The organism is Streptomyces sp. NPDC056600 (genome assembly GCF_042792855.1).
Lineage (GTDB): Bacteria > Actinomycetota > Actinomycetes > Streptomycetales > Streptomycetaceae > Streptomyces.
Genome location: NZ_JBHTVQ010000007.1, coordinates 109,985 through 126,463 on the forward strand (window position 1 = coordinate 109,985; position 16,479 = coordinate 126,463).

At 72.5% G+C, this 16,479-nt stretch carries 15 protein-coding genes; 6 read left to right on the forward strand and 9 right to left on the reverse strand.

The annotated features are described in order from the left end of the window. Window positions 1–27: 27 nt before the first annotated feature. On the reverse strand, window positions 28–2,016 hold the full coding sequence (locus tag ACFRAV_RS06115; RefSeq protein ID WP_382552049.1) for an N-acetylmuramoyl-L-alanine amidase: 1,989 nt from the start codon (window positions 2,014–2,016) through the stop codon (window positions 28–30). A gap of 217 nt (window positions 2,017–2,233) precedes the next feature. Further along, a complete protein-coding gene (locus ACFRAV_RS06120) occupies window positions 2,234–3,358 on the reverse strand; it encodes an aminoglycoside phosphotransferase family protein (RefSeq protein ID WP_382552051.1) in 1,125 nt (374 codons plus the stop codon). Window positions 3,359–3,592: 234 nt separating this feature from the next. Here ACFRAV_RS06120 and ACFRAV_RS06125 point away from each other — a divergent pair, with 234 nt between their 5' ends. Continuing rightward, window positions 3,593–5,077: a hypothetical protein gene (locus tag ACFRAV_RS06125; protein ID WP_382552053.1), complete on the forward strand. Its 1,485-nt coding sequence runs from the start codon at window positions 3,593–3,595 to the stop codon at window positions 5,075–5,077. A 242-nt stretch (window positions 5,078–5,319) separates the two neighbouring features. Here ACFRAV_RS06125 and ACFRAV_RS06130 read toward each other — a convergent pair whose 3' ends face one another. From ACFRAV_RS06130 to ACFRAV_RS06140, 3 genes are all read right to left on the reverse strand, one after another. Beyond that, window positions 5,320–6,726, reverse strand: a complete 1,407-nt coding sequence (locus ACFRAV_RS06130; RefSeq protein ID WP_382552056.1) for a PP2C family protein-serine/threonine phosphatase — start codon at window positions 6,724–6,726, stop codon at window positions 5,320–5,322. A 224-nt stretch (window positions 6,727–6,950) separates the two neighbouring features. Then, window positions 6,951–8,672 (reverse strand): alpha/beta hydrolase, encoded by a 1,722-nt coding sequence (locus ACFRAV_RS06135; RefSeq protein ID WP_382552058.1) that lies wholly within the window; start codon window positions 8,670–8,672, stop codon window positions 6,951–6,953. Between the two features lie 317 nt (window positions 8,673–8,989). Then, window positions 8,990–9,253 carry a GlsB/YeaQ/YmgE family stress response membrane protein gene (locus tag ACFRAV_RS06140; protein ID WP_382552060.1) on the reverse strand — a complete coding sequence of 88 codons (264 nt, stop codon included), beginning with the start codon at window positions 9,251–9,253 and terminating at the stop codon, window positions 8,990–8,992. Window positions 9,254–9,465: 212 nt separating this feature from the next. On the opposite strand from ACFRAV_RS06140, the gene ACFRAV_RS06145 reads away from it, so the two are divergent. Further along, window positions 9,466–10,932 carry a hydrolase gene (locus tag ACFRAV_RS06145; RefSeq protein ID WP_382552061.1) on the forward strand — a complete coding sequence of 489 codons (1,467 nt, stop codon included), beginning with the start codon at window positions 9,466–9,468 and terminating at the stop codon, window positions 10,930–10,932. Window positions 10,933–11,032: 100 nt separating this feature from the next. On the opposite strand, the gene ACFRAV_RS06150 is transcribed toward ACFRAV_RS06145, so the two are convergent. Beyond that, window positions 11,033–11,488, reverse strand: coding sequence for an SPW repeat protein (locus tag ACFRAV_RS06150; RefSeq protein ID WP_351115963.1), 456 nt, complete (start codon window positions 11,486–11,488; stop codon window positions 11,033–11,035). 189 nt (window positions 11,489–11,677) lie between these two features. After that, the gene (locus ACFRAV_RS06155) at window positions 11,678–12,187 is read right to left on the reverse strand and encodes a DUF664 domain-containing protein (RefSeq protein WP_382552064.1); all 510 of its coding nucleotides are present in this window, start codon (window positions 12,185–12,187) and stop codon (window positions 11,678–11,680) included. A gap of 109 nt (window positions 12,188–12,296) precedes the next feature. On the opposite strand from ACFRAV_RS06155, the gene mgrA reads away from it, so the two are divergent. The 3 genes from mgrA (at window position 12,297) to ACFRAV_RS06170 (ending at window position 14,463) form a co-directional block, all read left to right on the forward strand. Then, window positions 12,297–13,295 (forward strand): L-glyceraldehyde 3-phosphate reductase, encoded by a 999-nt coding sequence (mgrA, locus tag ACFRAV_RS06160; RefSeq protein WP_382552065.1) that lies wholly within the window; start codon window positions 12,297–12,299, stop codon window positions 13,293–13,295. Window positions 13,296–13,467: 172 nt separating this feature from the next. Next, window positions 13,468–13,920: an ATP-binding protein gene (locus ACFRAV_RS06165; RefSeq protein WP_382552067.1), complete on the forward strand. Its 453-nt coding sequence runs from the start codon at window positions 13,468–13,470 to the stop codon at window positions 13,918–13,920. Window positions 13,921–14,043: 123 nt separating this feature from the next. Then, window positions 14,044–14,463 carry a helix-turn-helix domain-containing protein gene (locus ACFRAV_RS06170; protein WP_382552069.1) on the forward strand — a complete coding sequence of 140 codons (420 nt, stop codon included), beginning with the start codon at window positions 14,044–14,046 and terminating at the stop codon, window positions 14,461–14,463. 20 nt (window positions 14,464–14,483) lie between these two features. On the opposite strand, the gene ACFRAV_RS06175 is transcribed toward ACFRAV_RS06170, so the two are convergent. Further along, window positions 14,484–15,077: an ATP-dependent Clp protease proteolytic subunit gene (locus ACFRAV_RS06175; RefSeq protein ID WP_351115956.1), complete on the reverse strand. Its 594-nt coding sequence runs from the start codon at window positions 15,075–15,077 to the stop codon at window positions 14,484–14,486. Window positions 15,078–15,079: 2 nt separating this feature from the next. Beyond that, a complete protein-coding gene (locus ACFRAV_RS06180) occupies window positions 15,080–15,715 on the reverse strand; it encodes an ATP-dependent Clp protease proteolytic subunit (protein ID WP_382552071.1) in 636 nt (211 codons plus the stop codon). Window positions 15,716–15,912: 197 nt separating this feature from the next. Between ACFRAV_RS06180 and ACFRAV_RS06185 the strand changes: the two genes are divergently transcribed. Then, entirely contained in the window at window positions 15,913–16,410 is a 498-nt protein-coding gene (locus ACFRAV_RS06185; protein WP_382552072.1) for a VOC family protein, read from the forward strand. Window positions 16,411–16,479: the final 69 nt, after the last annotated feature.

Genomic DNA, 16,479 nt, shown 5'->3' on the forward strand with positions numbered 1-16,479 from the left:
CACGGCGCGTGGGTCACGGCAGACGCGTCACGGTGCGACGACGTCCACGTCGGAGGCCTTCACGAAGGCCACCCGGTGCCCCAGCTGGATCTGGTAGTAGTCGTCCTGCCCGCGCACCACGGTGCCCCGGCCGCCGTACGTCGTGTTCCAGAAGTACTCCGGGTGGAACCGGTCACCCGCCACGTACCGCTGGCCGGCCTCGAAACGGTAGGGCAGCGGGGCCAGCGCCTGCACCGGGACGCCCGCCGGGTAGGCCGACGCCTCCGGGTAGGCACGCCCGTACACCGGCACCGACTCGCGCCCGGCCTTCGGGGTCACCACCAGGCCCTTCGTCGGGACCGCCGTCCGCTGCTCCGCCGGGTTGCGGAACCAGGCCTTCTGCCCCAGGTACCAGATCGCCGTCCAGTCGCCGGCCCGCTCCGCCACCACGTACTGCTGACCGGTCGAGGCGCGGGCGCCCACGTCGTTGACCCCGATCGTGGTCCGGCCCTCGTTCTTCGGGTACAGGCCGATGTCCTTCACCAGCGGAGCGTCCTCGGACGGGGCCGAGTACAGCCGCACCTCGCTGGAGCCGTGCGGCGCGCAGGCCACCCCGGCGCGCTCGCAGCCGGTGTAGACCGGCTGGTTGGACGCGTAGTCGGGCCGGATCGTCACCACGTCGTCGTGCGGGTTCGCGTTCTGGTGGAAGGACGCGCCCATCAGCTGGAAGTAGTGCGCCCAGTCCCAGTACGGGCCGGGGTCGGTGTGCATGCCGGGGACGTTGGCGGCGGTCACCCCGGGGATCGCGTCGTGGCTCAGGATGTGCTGCCGGTCCAGCGGCACGTCGTGCTCCTTCGCCAGGTACTTCACCAGGCGGGCGGAGGAACGGTACAGCGACTCCGTGAACCAGGCGTCCGGCTGCGCCAGGAACGCCTCCTGCTCCACACCGATCGAGTGCGCGTTCACATACCAGTTGCCCGCGTGCCAGCCGACGTCTTGAGCCTTCACGTGCTGGGCGACATGACCGTCGGAGGAACGGATCGAGTAGTGCCACGCCAGGTAGTTCGGGCGCTGGACCAGCATCAGCGTGGTGTCCCAGGTCGCCTCGGTGGAGTGGACCACGATGTAGTCGATCGACTGGTCCTCGGGGCGGTTCGCCAGGTCGTGGTTGCCGTAGTTGCCCGGGTCGTCGCCGCCGAGGTGCTCGTAGGGCGCCGGGATCCACTCGCAGGCCAGCGTCGCGGGGCACTCCGTCCCGTCCTGGTCCAGCTTCCGCAGTCCAGCCCGCTCCAGCTGCGCCGGGTCCGCCACCGCCCGCGGGTCGGCCGTCAGCACGATCCGCTCGCCGGTGTCGGTCACCCGCTCCTGGCCGGCCGAGATCACCGAGAACACGTCCTGGGCGAACATCGCGGCCGTCGCGCTGTCCTGCGCGCCGGAGTACCGGGCGACCGCGGCGTACCAGTCGGCCGGATCCTCGCTGAAGGGCTGCCCCAGCTCCCGCTGGGTCCGCGCGAGCAGGGCCGCGCCACCCTCCACGTTCGCCGCCGGGTCCACCCGCAGCTCGTCGGCCGGCAGCCCGGTGAGCTCGGCGGCCGCGCCCAGTGTGCGCAGGCGCGCGGGGAGCTCCGACGCCGCGGGCGCCTCGGCGCCCGCGGCCTCCGGGACCACCAGCGGCCGTGCCTCGTCACCGCGTGGATCCTCCGCGCCGTCGCTGTGGTGCGGCGCCTCGGCCAGGGCGCCGGACAGATCGGTGAGGTGCATCGGGCCGTAGCCGCCTGAGACACTGGGCAGCCCGGCGTGCGCGTCCCAGCGGGACTCCAGGTAGGAGACGCCCAGCAGCACGCTCCGCGGTACCTCGTACTCGGCGGCGGCCCGGGCGAACGCGTCGCTCAGCGGCCCCTCCGCGGCCTGGGCCCCGGGTGCGGCCCCCAGCAGGGGCAGCAGCAGGGCCGCCGCGGCGACGGCTCCGGCCGTGCGCCGGCGTGACGGACGCCCGGCCTTCGGCGGGGGAGTGGGGGCGGTGGCGGATCCTCGCAAAGCGTCCTCCCGGGGACTGCTGTACGCGTACGGGGTGAGCGGGGCGGATGTGCGTCAGGGATATCGGTATCCTGCCGCCCCGTCAATGACGTGCGCATGCAACGAAGTTGTGTCGGGTGGTCCGCACCCTCCCACACGGGGCGCCGGAGCGACCGGGGAACGCCTCGGGGCCCGGCGAACCGGGCCCCGAGGCGTCACTGCGGCGCCGACATCCGCGTCAGCGGGTGCCCACCGCCGCCCGCACCGCCCGCCGCGCCATCTGGGCGTCGTCGTGCAGCCGCCGCAGCAGCAGCCGCTGCTCCTCCCCGGTGGGGATCGCGCCTGCCGGGGCCGCCGTCGGCGCGGGCGCGATGTCCTGCATCGTGCGCTGGACGGCCGTCTCGTAGGTACGGATCTCCCGGGTCAGGATCAGCATCAGGTTGACCAGGAAGGCGTCCCGGGCCGCCGGGCCCTGCTGCTGAGCCAGCTGGCTGATCTGGCGTCGCAGGTCCGGCGCGTCTCCCAGCACCGTCCACAGCGTCGCCAGGTCGTAGCCCGGCAGGTACCAGCCGGCGTGCTCCCAGTCCACCAGCACCGGCCCCGTCGGTGAGACGAGGATGTTGGAGAGCAGGGCGTCACCGTGGCAGAACTGCCCCATCCCCTGCCTGCCCGACGAGTGCGCGATGCCGTGCAGCAGCTTCTGCAGGTCCCCCAGGTCGCGGTCGGTGAGCAGGCCCAGCGCGTGGTACCGGTTGATCCGCGCCGCGTAGTCCAGCGGCGCGGAGAAGGTGCCCGCCGGAGGCCGCCAGGCGTTGAGCCGGCAGATCGCGCCCAGCGCCGCCCGCACGTCGGCCCGCGGCGGGGTCTCCGCCGGGTGCCGGTGCAACGCGGCGGCCCGCCCCGGCATGCGCTCGATGACCAGCGTGCAGTTGTCCGGATCCGCCGCGATCAGCCTCGGCACCCGCACGGGGGGCCGGTGCCGCACGAAGGACCGGTATGCAGCTATCTCGTGCCTGATCCGCTCGGCCCAGGCCGGCGAGTCGTCCAGTAAAACCTTGGCGACCGCGTTGGTGCGCCCTGTCGTCCCGACCAGGAGCACGGAACGTCCTGTGCGCCGCAGCACCTGGACGGGGGCGAACTCGGGGCAGATGCGGTGCACGGAGGCGACGGCGGTCCGCAGCTGCGCGCCCTGCGGACCCGACAGGTCGAGCCGTCCGCTGAGCGTCCCGCTGCCCTGGGGCGGCATCCGCCGCAGCCTGGGGCCCGAGGGCTGCACCGGGCGGGTCGGATCGAGAAAGGGGCCGGCGCCCGGGCGGGTCTGCGGCCGGAGCGGGGCGGACACGGAGGACGACACTGCGTACATGGGAGACGGTTCCCTTCGTGTGCCAAGGAGAGGTACCGCACCATCCGCCCCGGCCCCCGGGGAGCACCCTGGGGAGAGCCCCCGTGAGGAACCGGGGCGGGATGGCGCACTTCTACTCCACCGCAACCAGGGGCGTGGCTGACAACTGGCGACCCCTGGCGAACCCTGGCGAATAGTCGCTTGGCACTTTGGCCCGCGTTAATGTCAAGTCAGCCGAGAACCTGGGGGCTTGACGTGAGCGGACAACCCAACACCCGCCTGGCGGACGTGTTCGGCCTGGTCGGCTGGACCAAGGGCGAACTCGCGAGGCTGGTCAACCGGCAGGCGGCGGCCATGGGCCACCCGCAGCTGGCGACCGACACCTCCCGGGTGAGGCGCTGGATCGACATGGGGGAGATTCCCCGCGATCCGGTGCCGAGGGTGCTGGCGGCTCTGTTCACCGAGCGTCTCGGTCGTGTCGTGACCATCGAGGATCTCGGACTGGTCCGGCAAGGGCGAACGGGGAAACGGCAGCGCGGCGAGGAGAATCCCGACGGTCTGCCGTGGGCGCCCGAGCGGACGGCTGCGGTCCTCACCGAATTCACGGGAATGGACCTCATGCTCAACCGACGCGGCTTGGTGGGCGCGGGCGTCGCGCTCACCGCAGGATCGGCGCTGCACAGCGCCATGCACCAGTGGCTGAACACGGACCCGGCCCCGACGGCCGAACAACCCGGCACCGACGAACTGCTGCGGGTGGACCCGGCAGGGTTCGACCGGTACGAGGCGGCCCCTGTGGGCTCCGAGGAGGTCGAGGAGCTCGAACGCTCCGTCGAGGTCTTCCGGGCCTGGGACGCCTCGCGCGGAGGCGGCCTCCAACGCAAGGCGGTGGTGGGTCAGTTGAACGAGGTGGGCGGCATGCTCTCCTACCACCACCCCGACCACCTGCAGCGTCGGCTGTGGGGCGTCGCCGCCAACCTGGCCGTCCTGGCGGGCTGGATGTCGCACGACGTGGGCCTGGAGCCCACCGCCCAGAAGTACTTCATCATCGCGGCCCACGCCGCGCGCGAGGGCGGTGACCGGCCGCGCGCCGGTGAGGCGCTCTCCCGGGCGGCCCGTCAGATGGTCCACCTGGGCCGGCCCGACGACGCCCTGGACCTGATGAAGCTGGCCAAGTCCGGCGCGGGGGAGGAGGTCCTGCCCCGGACCAGGGCGATGCTGCACACCATCGAGGCGTGGGCGCAGGCGTCCATGGGCAAGGGTCAGGCCATGCGCCGCACCCTGGGGCAGGCCGAGGACCTCTTCGTCTCCGACAAGGGTGACGTGGCTCCGCCCAGCTGGATGCAGATGTTCGACGAGGCCGACCTGCACGGCATGGAGGCGCTCGCCTACCGCACCCTCGCCGAGCACGAGCCCTCCGCGGCGGCGCTGGCCCAGAACCACGCCAAGCAGGCCCTGGACCTCAGGGCGAACGGCCGCGAGCGCTCGAAGATCTTCGACTGGCTCTCCATGGCCTCGGCCTGCTTCATCGCCGACGATCCCGAGCAGGCGGACCGGTACGCGCGGCTGGCCCTGGTGTCGATGGGGAACAACTCCTCGCACCGTACCTGGGACCGGCTGCGGCAGATGTACCGCCTGACGGGCCAGTACGCGAGCTACCCGAAGATCGAGGAGCTGCGGGAGGAGATCCAGCTCGCCCTGCCCAAGCCCAAGCGGCCGGGGAGCGGCACGGCGGTCTGAGGGGGTGGGGACACCCCCTCAGTGACAGTGGCTCCCCGCAGCGGCATGCGCCACGGGCGTGCGTCGTTCAGGGGTGGGTTCAGGGGTGGCAGGAGCGGTGTGCGCCGGCGGTGGCGCGCGCCGGGGACCGTCGTACGGCCGGGTGCTGTGGTCGTGGACGCCGGGGCTGTGCGCGGCGCCGTATCTCGTGGTGCGCCGGGCGGGGCTTCGTCGTGCGCGGAGCGGGTCGTCGGGCCTGTCCCTCAGTCCCGTACCCGGGCCACCAGGAAGCCTGCCGCGTCGTCGCGGAGGTCGCCGCCGAACTCCTCCGCCAGTATCCGCACCACGCCCTGCGCGGACGGTTCCTCGGGGAGGCTCTCCGCCAGCCCGGTCAGCCGGCGCTCGCCGTCCGGGGCGTCGAGCAGTGCTGTCGTGTGGAGGACCAGCAGGTCTCCCGCCTCCAGCCGCTGCCGTGTCCCTGCCTGTCCGGCGGGGGAGCGGAGTGCCCGCGCCGTCCCGTCCCGGAACAGCACCGGGGCGGGACCGCCGGCCCAGTTGAGCGTCCTGTCGGGTGCCCGGTAGCGGCAGCACAGAGCGGGGCCGCGGAGCGACGGCGCACCGGACGCGGTCCGGGCGGTGCTCAGCAGGTCGCCCAGCCAGGCGGTCAGCTGCCCGGGGGCCGCCCCTGCGAGGGCCATGCCCCGCAGGCCGCCGATCAGCATGGCCGTGCCCGAGGCCACCGCGGACGGTTCGCCCATGAGCGTGCCGAAGCCGATGAGGGTCTCGCCGTCGGGCAGCTCGCAGGCGTCGTACCAGTCGCCGCCCGCGGGCGCGTCGGGGGAGGCGGGCGGCAGCCGGTGCGCCGCGAGCTCCAGCGAGCCGGGCCCGCCCTGTCGCGGGAGCCGCAGGGAGCCGTGCCACGGGGGGAGCAAGGCTTCCTGCGGCTCGACCACGAGCCCCTGCCCGGACCGGGCCGGCCGGGGGCGGCCGAGCGAGTCACGGGTCTCGCTCACCGCCCGCCGGTGACGGCGCAGTTCGCTGACGTCACGCAGCACCGCCCACATGGAGGCGGTGTTGCCGTCGGCGTCGAGCACGGGCTCGCCCTTCATGTGCACGGACCGCACCGTGCCGTCGCCCGGACGCGTGATCCGGAACTCGCCGTCGATCGGCCGGCCGTCGACCAGGCAGTCCGTCACCATGACGGTCAGCCGGGGCCGGTCCTCGTCGAGCACCAGCGAGGGCAGCTCGTCGAGGGTCAGGGCCTGGGCGGTGGGGTCCATGCCGAGGATCTCGTAGAACTCGGCGGACCAGCGGACCTCGTCGGTCAGCAGTTCCCACTCCGCGCTGCCGATCCGGCCGGGGGCCGAAGCCGCCCCGGCGTCGCCCGCGGCCGGCGAGGCGGGCAACGCCTCGGGGGAACCGGCCGCGGGCGGAGGGCCCTCGCGGAGTTGCGCCAGATGTTCGTCGAGGTCCTCCAGGTGGTGCAGCGCGAGGTCGTAGAGCGCGCGCTGCCACCGGTCCGCGGGATTCGTGCCGTCGCTCTCGACGTCGCGGCGGACCGCGTCCATGTCCGTCCTGAGCTGCCGCGTCCGCGTGATGAGCGCCTCCACCGGGCCGTCGCCGCGGGGCGAGGGGCCGGCGGAGTGATCCGCGGACAGATGGGACGGCATGACGAACTCCGGTGTCGAGGAGATGGTACGGCCGGGGCCGGTCGGTGAACCGGATACGACTCTTGCACAGCCGGCCACTGCCTGTAAGGGGAATGGCAACACTCGATGGAGTGGTGCTTCTGGCATATGCCAGAGTCTTCCGGGACCTTCTGCCCAGAGAAACGGGACCAACGCCTCTTGTGGCATGGGGAGTTGGTGATTAGCACTGGTGTGCTGGCGGAATGTCAGTCTCCCGTTTCGGGGTCCTCCGCGGGGCAGGAACCGCCCTTCAGCTCGCCATGGACGAGGAAAGCCTCCACGGTCCGTTGTACGCAGCGTGACGATCCGTAGCCCGTGTGCCCCTCTCCGCGGTTGTCCAGGACCACCGCGGAGGAGCCCAGCCGCCGTGCCGTCTCGACCGTCCACCGGTACGGCGTGGCGGGATCGCCGCGGGTGCCGACCAGGAGCATCCGGGGCGTCTTGAGGTCACGGACCTTCTCCCGGACGAAGTCGGTTCCGGCGGGCCGGCCGTAGCACATCAGCGCCTCGGCCAGCCGGTAGCGGCCGAAGACCGGGGACGCCTTCTCGTAGGAGGCCCGCATGGCGTCCAGGCCGGCCGCGATCCGTTCCGCGGACGGGCGCTCGGGGGCGTCGGCGCAGTTGACGGCCAGCAGGGCGGCCGGCGGGTTGTCCAGCGGCACCGGCTGCTCGGGCCGCCGCGGCGCGTCGGGGCCGAACACCGGCGGGGCGAAGGCGCCCTGGGTGAACCCCTGGAGACCCCGCGGGTCGCCGTACTCCACCAGATCGGACACCGCCCTCTCCAGCGGCGGCCACAGGGCGCGGCTGTACAGCGCCTGACCGAGGGCGGCCACCAGCTCCTGACCGCTGAAACCGAGGCCTCCGGCCGTGGGCACGGGATGCGCGTCCAGGGTGTCGACCAGGCGTTCCACCTGGCGGGGCGCGGTGCGGGCGTCGCGGCCGAAGGGGCAGGCGATGTCGCGCACGCACCAGGCCAGGAAGCGCTCCAGGGCCGCCTGCTGTCCCGCCGCGCCGGCCCGGGCCTGCTCGACGGGCGGCTCGGTGAGGGTGTCGACGCCGTCCAGGACGAACCGGCCCACCCGGCGCGGGAACTGGGCCGCGTAGACCGCGCCGAGCCGGGTGCCGTAGGAGAAGCCGAGGTAATTCAGGCGGCGGTCGCCGAGGGCGTGGCGGATGACGTCCATGTCCCGGGCCGCGTCCACGGTGCCCATGTGCTCCAGCACCGGGCCGGAACTCGCCGCACAGGCCTCGGCGACCTCGCGGAGCCGACGCAGGTAGGGGTGGGGATCGCCGTCGGCGACCCGGTCGGGCGAGGCGCTCGCGTCCGGCCCGTCGTCCTCGGCGTCGTCGCGTGCCTCGTTCCCGGCCTCGCCCTCCCGGGCTTCGCCGCGCGCGTCGTCCCGCGGCGATCCGGGGGAGCCGAGAGAGCCGGGGAAGCCGGGCGGCGGGCCCGAGGGGCCGGGGGAGCCGGAGTACGCGGCCTCGCCACAGGTCACCGGGGAGGACCGGCCCACCCCACGGGGGTCGAAGGTGACCACGTCGTACTCCTCGGCCAGCGGCATGAAGTCCTTGCCCGCCATGGCCAGCCGGCCGACGCCCTCACCACCGGGGCCACCGAAGTTGAGGACCAGCGACCCGCGGGGACGGTCCGCGGTGGACCGGAAACGGGCCAGCGCCAGCCGGATCGAGCCGCGGCCCGGGCGGGCGTAGTCCAGGGGCACGGCGACGGCCGAGCACTGCAGGTCCAGCGGCGCCTCCTCGGCGTCGCAGGAGTGCCAGACGACGCGCTGGTCGTAGAAGCGCTTCAGGCGGTGCGGCGGATCGGCCCCGTCGGTCTTCGCCGCGGCGGGAGCGGCGGGCAGTGCCGCACAGAGCACGGCCAGCGCGGCCGCCTTGGCCGCGACGCGTATGGAACACGGTCCCTGCATGCGAGCCTCCTGGGGTGGACGGCCGCAGCCCACGATAGGTGCGCCGCGCGCCCTCCGCCCGTCCACGCGACCCGCCCGGGGGTACGACGCAGACACCGCATCGAGGTACGTGGACGGACACCGCACCGAGGTCAGGGCCCCGCCCGAGGCGCGTGGACATCCGGCCGTGAGGGGGGGGGGAGGGCGTCCCGCCCGAGGTACAGGGACGTCCGGCCAGGAGGGGGAGGACGTGACGTCCCGCCCGAGGCGGCGGGCACGGCGAAGGGCGGGGAGGGCCCGTGCCCTCCCCGCCCTTCTCGCCTGACCGGCGCCGCGCCTCAGCGGGTGGCGCGACTGCGGTCCAGCACCGCCACGCCCACCGCGGCGAGTGCGATCTGGATCAGCCACTCGATCCAGTCCGGCCCGTCCGTGCTGCGCACCCCGAACGCTCCGGCGAGGGCGGAGCCGATCAGCGCCGCCGCGATGCCGACCACGATCGTCCACAGCACCCCGATGTGCTGGCGCCCCGGTAGGGCGAGGCGGCCCAGCACGCCGATCACGATGCCGATGAGGATCGCGCTGATGATGCCCGAGACCTCCATCTTTTCCCCATCCCTTCGGGTTCGTCGTGCGGTTCTTGTGCCCCCGCGCGTCCGTTGCACGCTCCGCCCGCACGGCCCTCTCGCAATGTCATGTACGGTTCAGCCGTTTGACGCGCGTAGCGACCTGGGCAGTATCCGTCTACGCGCGGAGAGCAGGCCCCGACCACACCCCTCTCTTCTCGCCCTGATCCCCCCTCACGGAGGTATGCCGGATGCTCCCACCCCGTCGTATCCGCCGCCGCGGCCTCGCCACGGCCCTCGCCGTCACCGCGCTCCTCGCCGGAGGCGTCGCCGGCGCCGCGGCGCAGCCGCAGGAGGCCCCGGCCGCCGCTGCCGCAGCCGCGGAGGCCACCGGTCACCGGATCCTGTTCGACAACGCGCACGCCGAGACGGCGGGCAACGCGGACTGGATCATCTCCACCAGTCAGCCCGACCCGCTGCTCCAGGACTCGGCCCCCTCCGCCGAGACCGACTGGACCGGGGCGCTCTCCGCCTGGGGCGTCGCACTGCAGAAGGCCGGCGGGTACAGCATGAAGACGCTGCCGTCCGGCTCCTCGCTCAGCTACGGCGGCACGGCCGCTCTCGACCTCGCCAACTTCGACACCCTGGTGATTCCCGAGCCCAACACCCTCTTCACGGCCGCCGAGAAGACGGCGATCATGAAGTTCGTCCAGGGAGGCGGCGGACTCTTCATGATCGCCGACCACACCGGCGCGGACCGCAACAACGACGGCTACGACGCCGTCGAGGTCTTCAACGACCTGATGAGCAACAACTCGGTCGACGCGACCAACCCCTTCGGCATCACCGTCGACACCCTCAACGTCGGCTCCGACTTCCCGGCCGCGATCAACGACAGCGCCGACCCCGTGCTGCACGGAGCCTTCGGCAACGTCAGCAAGAGCCTGATCGCCAGCGGCACCACCGCCACGCTGCGCCCGGCCGACAACCCCTCGGTCAAGGGCCTGCTGTACCGGACCGGCTACTCCGGCACCACCGGAGCCTTCTTCGCCACCAGCACCTTCGGCAGCGGCCGCGTCGCCTTCTGGGGCGACACCTCGCCCGTCGACGACGGCACCGGCCAGTCGGGCAACACCCTCTACGACGGGTGGAACGACCCCGGCGCCACCAACGCACCGCTCGCCCTGAACGCCACCGCCTGGCTCTCCGGCGGCGAGAGCGGCGGCACCACCCCGCCGCCCTCCACCACCTGCGCGGCCGCCCAACTGCTGGGCAACAACGGCTTCGAGTCCGGGGCCGCCACCTGGTCGGCGAGCAGCGGCGTCATCACCAACAGCACCGGCCGGACCCCGCGCACCGGTTCCTACTACGCCTGGCTCGGCGGCAACGGCACCGCGGTGACCGAGACGCTCTCCCAGTCGGTCACCGTCCCGGCCGGCTGCTCCGCCTCACTCGGCTTCTACCTGAAGATCGACACCGCGGAGACCGCGACCACGGCCTACGACACCCTCAAGGTGCAGGTCCTCAACGGTTCCGGCACGGTGCTGCGCACCCTGGCGACCTACTCCAACGCCAACGCCGTCTCCACGTACACCAAGCGCTCGTTCGACCTGAGCGCCTACGCGGGTCAGACCGTGACCCTCAAGTACACGGTCACCGAGGGTTCCAAGCTGCAGACCTCGTTCGTCATCGACGACACCGCGCTCGACGTCGCCTGAGCGCTCGCGCACAGGCGACGGCGGGGCCCGCCGGGGTGACCCGGCCGGGCCCCGCCGCCTGGGCGGCGGACCGCGGTTCTGGCGTCGTCCTACGACGACGTCAGAACCTGGACGCCGCCTTCTTGCGGGCTCCCTTCATGCCCATGAAGGCGCACGCGGCTCCCAGGCAGATCGCCAGGGCTCCGATGCAGACGTTGGTGATGATCACGCCGGCGTCAGGGGCGGTTCCCACCACCCAGGGGGAGATGATCATCCAGACGCCCAGAGCGGCGGCGGCCCAGCCGAGCGCGCCCATGCGGGTGGGGCTCGCGGCCGCGCAGATCGCGAGGGCGAGGATCGCCGCGCCGACGATCACGTTGTGCTGCACCAGCGGCGGCTGACTGCCGGTGAAGTGCAGGATCCACGGCGATGCCGCACAGAACACGCCGACCAGGGCCAGCGGCGCCGCGAGCATCCCCAGATTCGGTCCCTGCTGGGAACGGGCGTACTGCTCCCTCATTTCGAGTACGTCGGGGTGACTCGAGATGTCACCACGCGGGTGCGAGACGTTGGCCATGACTCGTCTCCTTCGAGATCTCAGGCCTGCCCGCGACTGCGGACGGAAGGAATCGACTGTGGGGCAGGTAGGCCCGCACCTGTTCCATTCTGCCCCGATTCACCCGTTATGTGTAATGCAGCTCACTGTCCCAGCTCACAGGCCCGGCCACCGGGCCCGGCGCACGGTTCTCAGCTCCCGGCGCGCGCCTCACCGCTTCTCCAGGAGTCCGCGCACGTACGCCGCCTGCCCCACGTGCTGAAGGTCGTCCGACAGGACGCTGACCAACCGGACGCCCAGCGTCACCGGCGGATCCCAGCGCTTGTCGACGATCCGCTCCAGCTCCCCGGCGCTCAGGCCCCGCAGGAAGTCCAGCGTCTGCTCGTGGACGGCGTCGTAGTAGCCGGTCAGCAGGTCGGCGGAGTCCACCCGCACCGCCGCGACCTTGGCCGCGTCGTGCCCGAAGCCGGTGTCCGACATCGGCAGCTCCAGCCCGAACCGGCCGTGCCAGTCCTGCGCCGTCCACACCTGCTCCCGTCCGGCCGCGTCCGCCACGTGGTCGTCCTGGACCCGGGTCAGGTGCCAGACCAGCCAGGCGACGGAGTTCGCCCCGGGAGCGGGGAGCGCGGCGAGCCGCTCGGCGTCCAGTCCCTGGACCGCCGCGTGGACCTCCTCGCGGATCCGGCCGTGTGCCTCGATCAGAATGTCCTTTGCGTGCATGTCTCCAGCCTCCGCCGGAACCGGCTCCGGCGCTCGGCGGTTGGACCGGGCGAGGTCAGGTGAGGAAGAGTGATCTCCGGCACCGACACGCACGACACCAGGAGTCACGTTGTACACAGCCCATCCCGGCCGCTACGAGCAGATGCCCTACCGGCGCACCGGGCGCAGCGGTCTGAAGCTTCCCGCGCTGTCGCTCGGTCTGTGGCACAACTTCGGGCCCGACCGCCCGGTCGACACCCAGCGGGCCATCCTGCGCCGGGCCTTCGACCTGGGCGTCACCCACTTCGACCTGGCCAACAACTACGGCCCGCCGCCCGGCGCCGCCGAGTCGGCCTTCGGTGAGGCGCTCAAGGCGGACCTGCGCCCCTACCGCGACGAGATGGTGATCTCCACCAAGGCCGGCTATCTGATGTGGGACGGTCCCTACGGCGAGTGGGGCTCGCGCAAGTACCTGCTCTCCTCGCTGGACCAGAGCCTGTCGCGGATGGGCCTGGAGTACGTCGACATCTTCTACTCGCACCGTCCCGACCCGGACACCCCGCTCGAGGAGACCATGGGCGCGCTGCACTCCGCGGTGCAGCAGGGCAAGGCGCTGTACGTGGGCGTCTCCAACTACTCGCCCGAGGAGACCCGCGAGGCCGCCCGGATCCTCGAAGGGCTCGGGACGCCGCTGCTGATCCATCAGCCGCGCTACTCGATGCTCGACCGCCGCCCCGAGGAAAGCGGTCTCCTCGACGCCCTGGACGAGCTCCAGGTCGGGTCGATCGTCTACTCCCCGCTGGAGCAGGGCCTGCTCACCTCGCGTTACCTGGACGGCATCCCCGAGGGCTCCCGCGCCGCCGGCGACAGCCCGTTCCTGACCGCCGACAAGGTGACCGGCGAGCTCGTCGGCCACCTGCGGACGCTCAACGGGATCGCTGCCGCCCGCGGCCAGTCGCTGGCCCAGATGGCGCTGGCGTGGGTGCTGCGCGGCGGCAGGGTCACCTCCGCCCTGGTCGGGGCCAGCAGCCCGCAGCAGCTCGAGGACTCGGTCGCCGCCATCGGCAACCTCGCCTTCGACGACGACGAGCTGTCCCGGATCGACGAGGTCCTGCGCGCCGCCGGTTGAGCTCGCGGCCCGTCCCTTCGAGGGCCCGCGGGAGGTCCGGCCTCCCGCGGGGCCACCCCTCGTGAACGCGGTGTTACGCAAATTTCGGTCTGGGACGAGTGCCGCGGCCCGACCCGGGTACAAGCTCAGGCGCATCAGTATCCGGCCGGGCCGGCATCCGAGAGAGACACGCATGATCGAGCACCTGGACGGGGCCGTGGTGACAACGGGTTTCGACGTCCCCGTGGAACCTCTGCGCCGTGCGACGCACTACACCGGTGAACCGGGGTGCATCGCCGAGGCGAGGGAGTTCGCGGGACAGTTCCTCGAGCAGTTGAGGAGCGAGTGGTGCGCCACGGCCGACGAGCGTTACGGCGGGGAACTGCTCCTGGTGGTCAGTGAGCTGGTCACCAACGCGGACCGGCACAGCCACGGTCCGTACATCCTCGAGCTCGAGGGGTCGGACAACCGCGTGACCGTCACGGTCTACGACAGCAGCGTCGCGCTGCCCCAGATCTTCCCCCGGGACCCCAAGCGCGTCGGGCGGCACGGCCTGGAGATCGTCCACGCCCTCGCCGACGAGGTCGTCGTGGAGCGCGTCCCGGTCGGCAAGCGGATACGCGCCACCTTGCGCCTGGGCGGCTGAGCCCGCTCCCCGCGGCCCCGCCGGAGGGGCCGCGCCCGCGCACCGGGCCACGCCGATTCACCTCTGAGCGGAACCGTCGCGGGCACCCTTGCCGGGTCCAGGCCGCGGCCTAGGCTGAGAAGGGTGAGCAGCCACGAAGCCTCCCGGACCCCCGTTCCCCTCCGCCGCCCGGCGGGCCGCCCGGCATCCGGTCCGGCGGGCCGTGCCCGGGAGCCCCTGTGGCGCGACCTCGTGGGTGACGCCCTGCGCCGCGAGCGGCTCGCCCAGGGGCGCACCCTCAAGGAGGTCGCCGAGGCGGCGCGGATCTCGATGCCCTATCTCTCGGAGCTGGAGCGGGGCCGCAAGGAGGCCTCCTCGGAGGTCCTCGCGGCCGCCGCCCGCGCCCTGGGACTGGGCCTCGGGGATCTGCTCGTCCGCGTCCACAGCGACCTCACCGCGGCATCCGGCGCCGTGTCCGGTACCGCCGCGCACCGCGGAATCGCCCGCCGCGGAGTCCCGCAGCGCGGAATCGCCCACCGCGACGGCCTGTGCCTGGCGGCCTGACGCACGACGCGGACCGCGCGTCAGCGGCGCGCGGTCAGCACCTCGTCGGCCAGGCCGTAGGCCACCGCCTCCTCGGCGGTGAACACCTTGTCCCGGTCCATGTCCGCGCGCAGCGTCGCCGTGTCGTGGCCGGTGTGCCGGGCCAGCACCTCCTCCATCTGGGCCCGCACCCGCCCCATCTCGCGGGCCCGCAGCGCCAGGTCGGCGACCGTGCCCTGGCTTCCGGCGCTGGCCGGCTGGCCCAGCAGCACCCGCGAGTGTTCCAGCACGAACCGCCGCCCCGGGTCGCCGCCGGCCAGCAGCACCGCCGCCGTCGACGCGGCCTGGCCCACGCAGAAGGTGGCGATCGGCGCGCGCACGAAGCGCAGGGTGTCGTAGATGGCCATCAGTGAGGTCACCGAGCCACCGGGGGAGTTGAGGTAAAGCGCGATCTCGTGGTCGGGCGCGTCCGACTCCAGGTGGAGCAGCTGCGCGATGACCACGTTCGCCACCCCGTCGTCGATCTCGGTGCCCAGGAAGACGATCCGCTCCGACAGCAGACGGCTGAACACGTCGGAGGAGCGCTCACCGCGCGCGGTGCGCTCGGTCACGTACGGAACCGTGTAGCTCGCCATGGTCACAGCCCCGTCCGGCGTCGGGAGGCGCTGGGGCGCACCTCGTCGAAGGATCCGACCAGACGGTCGACCATCCCGTACTCCATGGCCTGCTCGGCCGTGAACCAGCGGTCCCGGTCGGAGTCCCTGGAGACGGTCTCCCTGCTCTGGCCGGTGTGGTCGGCGATGATCCGCTCGATCTGTCCCCGGGTGAACTCCAGGTTCTCGGCCTGGATCTCGATGTCGGCGGCGGTTCCGCCGATGCCGGCCGAGGGCTGGTGCATCATGATCCGCGCGTTGGGCAGCGCGTACCGCTTGCCCGGCGCGCCCACGGTCAGCAGGAACTGGCCCATGCTCGCCGCGAACCCCATGACCAGGGTCGACACGTCGTTCGGGATCGCCCGCATGGTGTCGTACACGGCGAGGCCGGCGGTCACCGAGCCGCCGGGGCTGTTGATGTAGAGGCCGATGTCGCTGCGCGGGTCCTCCGCGGAGAGCACCAGCAGCTGGGCGCACACCCGATTGGCGGACACCTCGTCCACCTGGGTGCCGAGCATCACGATGCGCTGGGCGAGCAGCGCCGAGGCCAGTTGGTCGTCGAAGGGCGTGGACGGGGTGTCGCCCTGTTGCGCCCGGGGGGCGTACTGCGGTGGAAGCATGCGAGGTCCTCCTGAAGACTTCGAGCCGAAAGGGTGCACTGCCTTCGACCATGCCCCCGCCCGTCCCTGACCGGGGCACTTCTCTGCCCGCGGCAGATTCGCCCACGGCAGATCCCGGGCCCGCGCGCCGCGGGCCGATGAGTTTCGGCCCTCCGGCCGGTCGACAGTGGTGAACGGCGGACGATCGGGAGGAACCGATGGACAGCAACGGATTCACCACCTGCCTCTGGTTCGACAACCAGGCGGAAGAGGCGGCCGAGTACTACGTCTCGGTCTTCCCCGACTCGCGCATCGAGCGGGTCGACCGGTTCTCCGAGGCGGGACCGGAGAAGGTCACGCCGGACGAGAACGGGTCGGTCGTCGAGGTCCAGTTCACCGTCAACGGCCAGCGGTTCTCCGCCCTCGACGGAGGCCCGCTGTTCCACTTCGACGAGGCGATCTCCTTCCAGATCATGTGCGACAGCCAGGAGGAGGCCGACCGCTACTGGAACACCCTGATCGGCGACGGCGGCCAGGAGAGCCAGTGCGGCTGGCTCAAGGACAAGTACGGGCTGTCCTGGCAGGTGATCCCGAAGGAGGCCCTCGAGCTCATGCGTGACCCCGACCGGGCGAAGGCCGCCCGGGCCATGGCCGCGATGCTCACGATGCGGCGGCTCGACGTGGCGGAGATGCGGACGGCCGCCGAAGCCGGCTGACGGACGGCCCCGAGCACCGCGACGCCCTGTCCGCGACGCCCCCGCGCCGACCGGAGTGAAACCCCGACG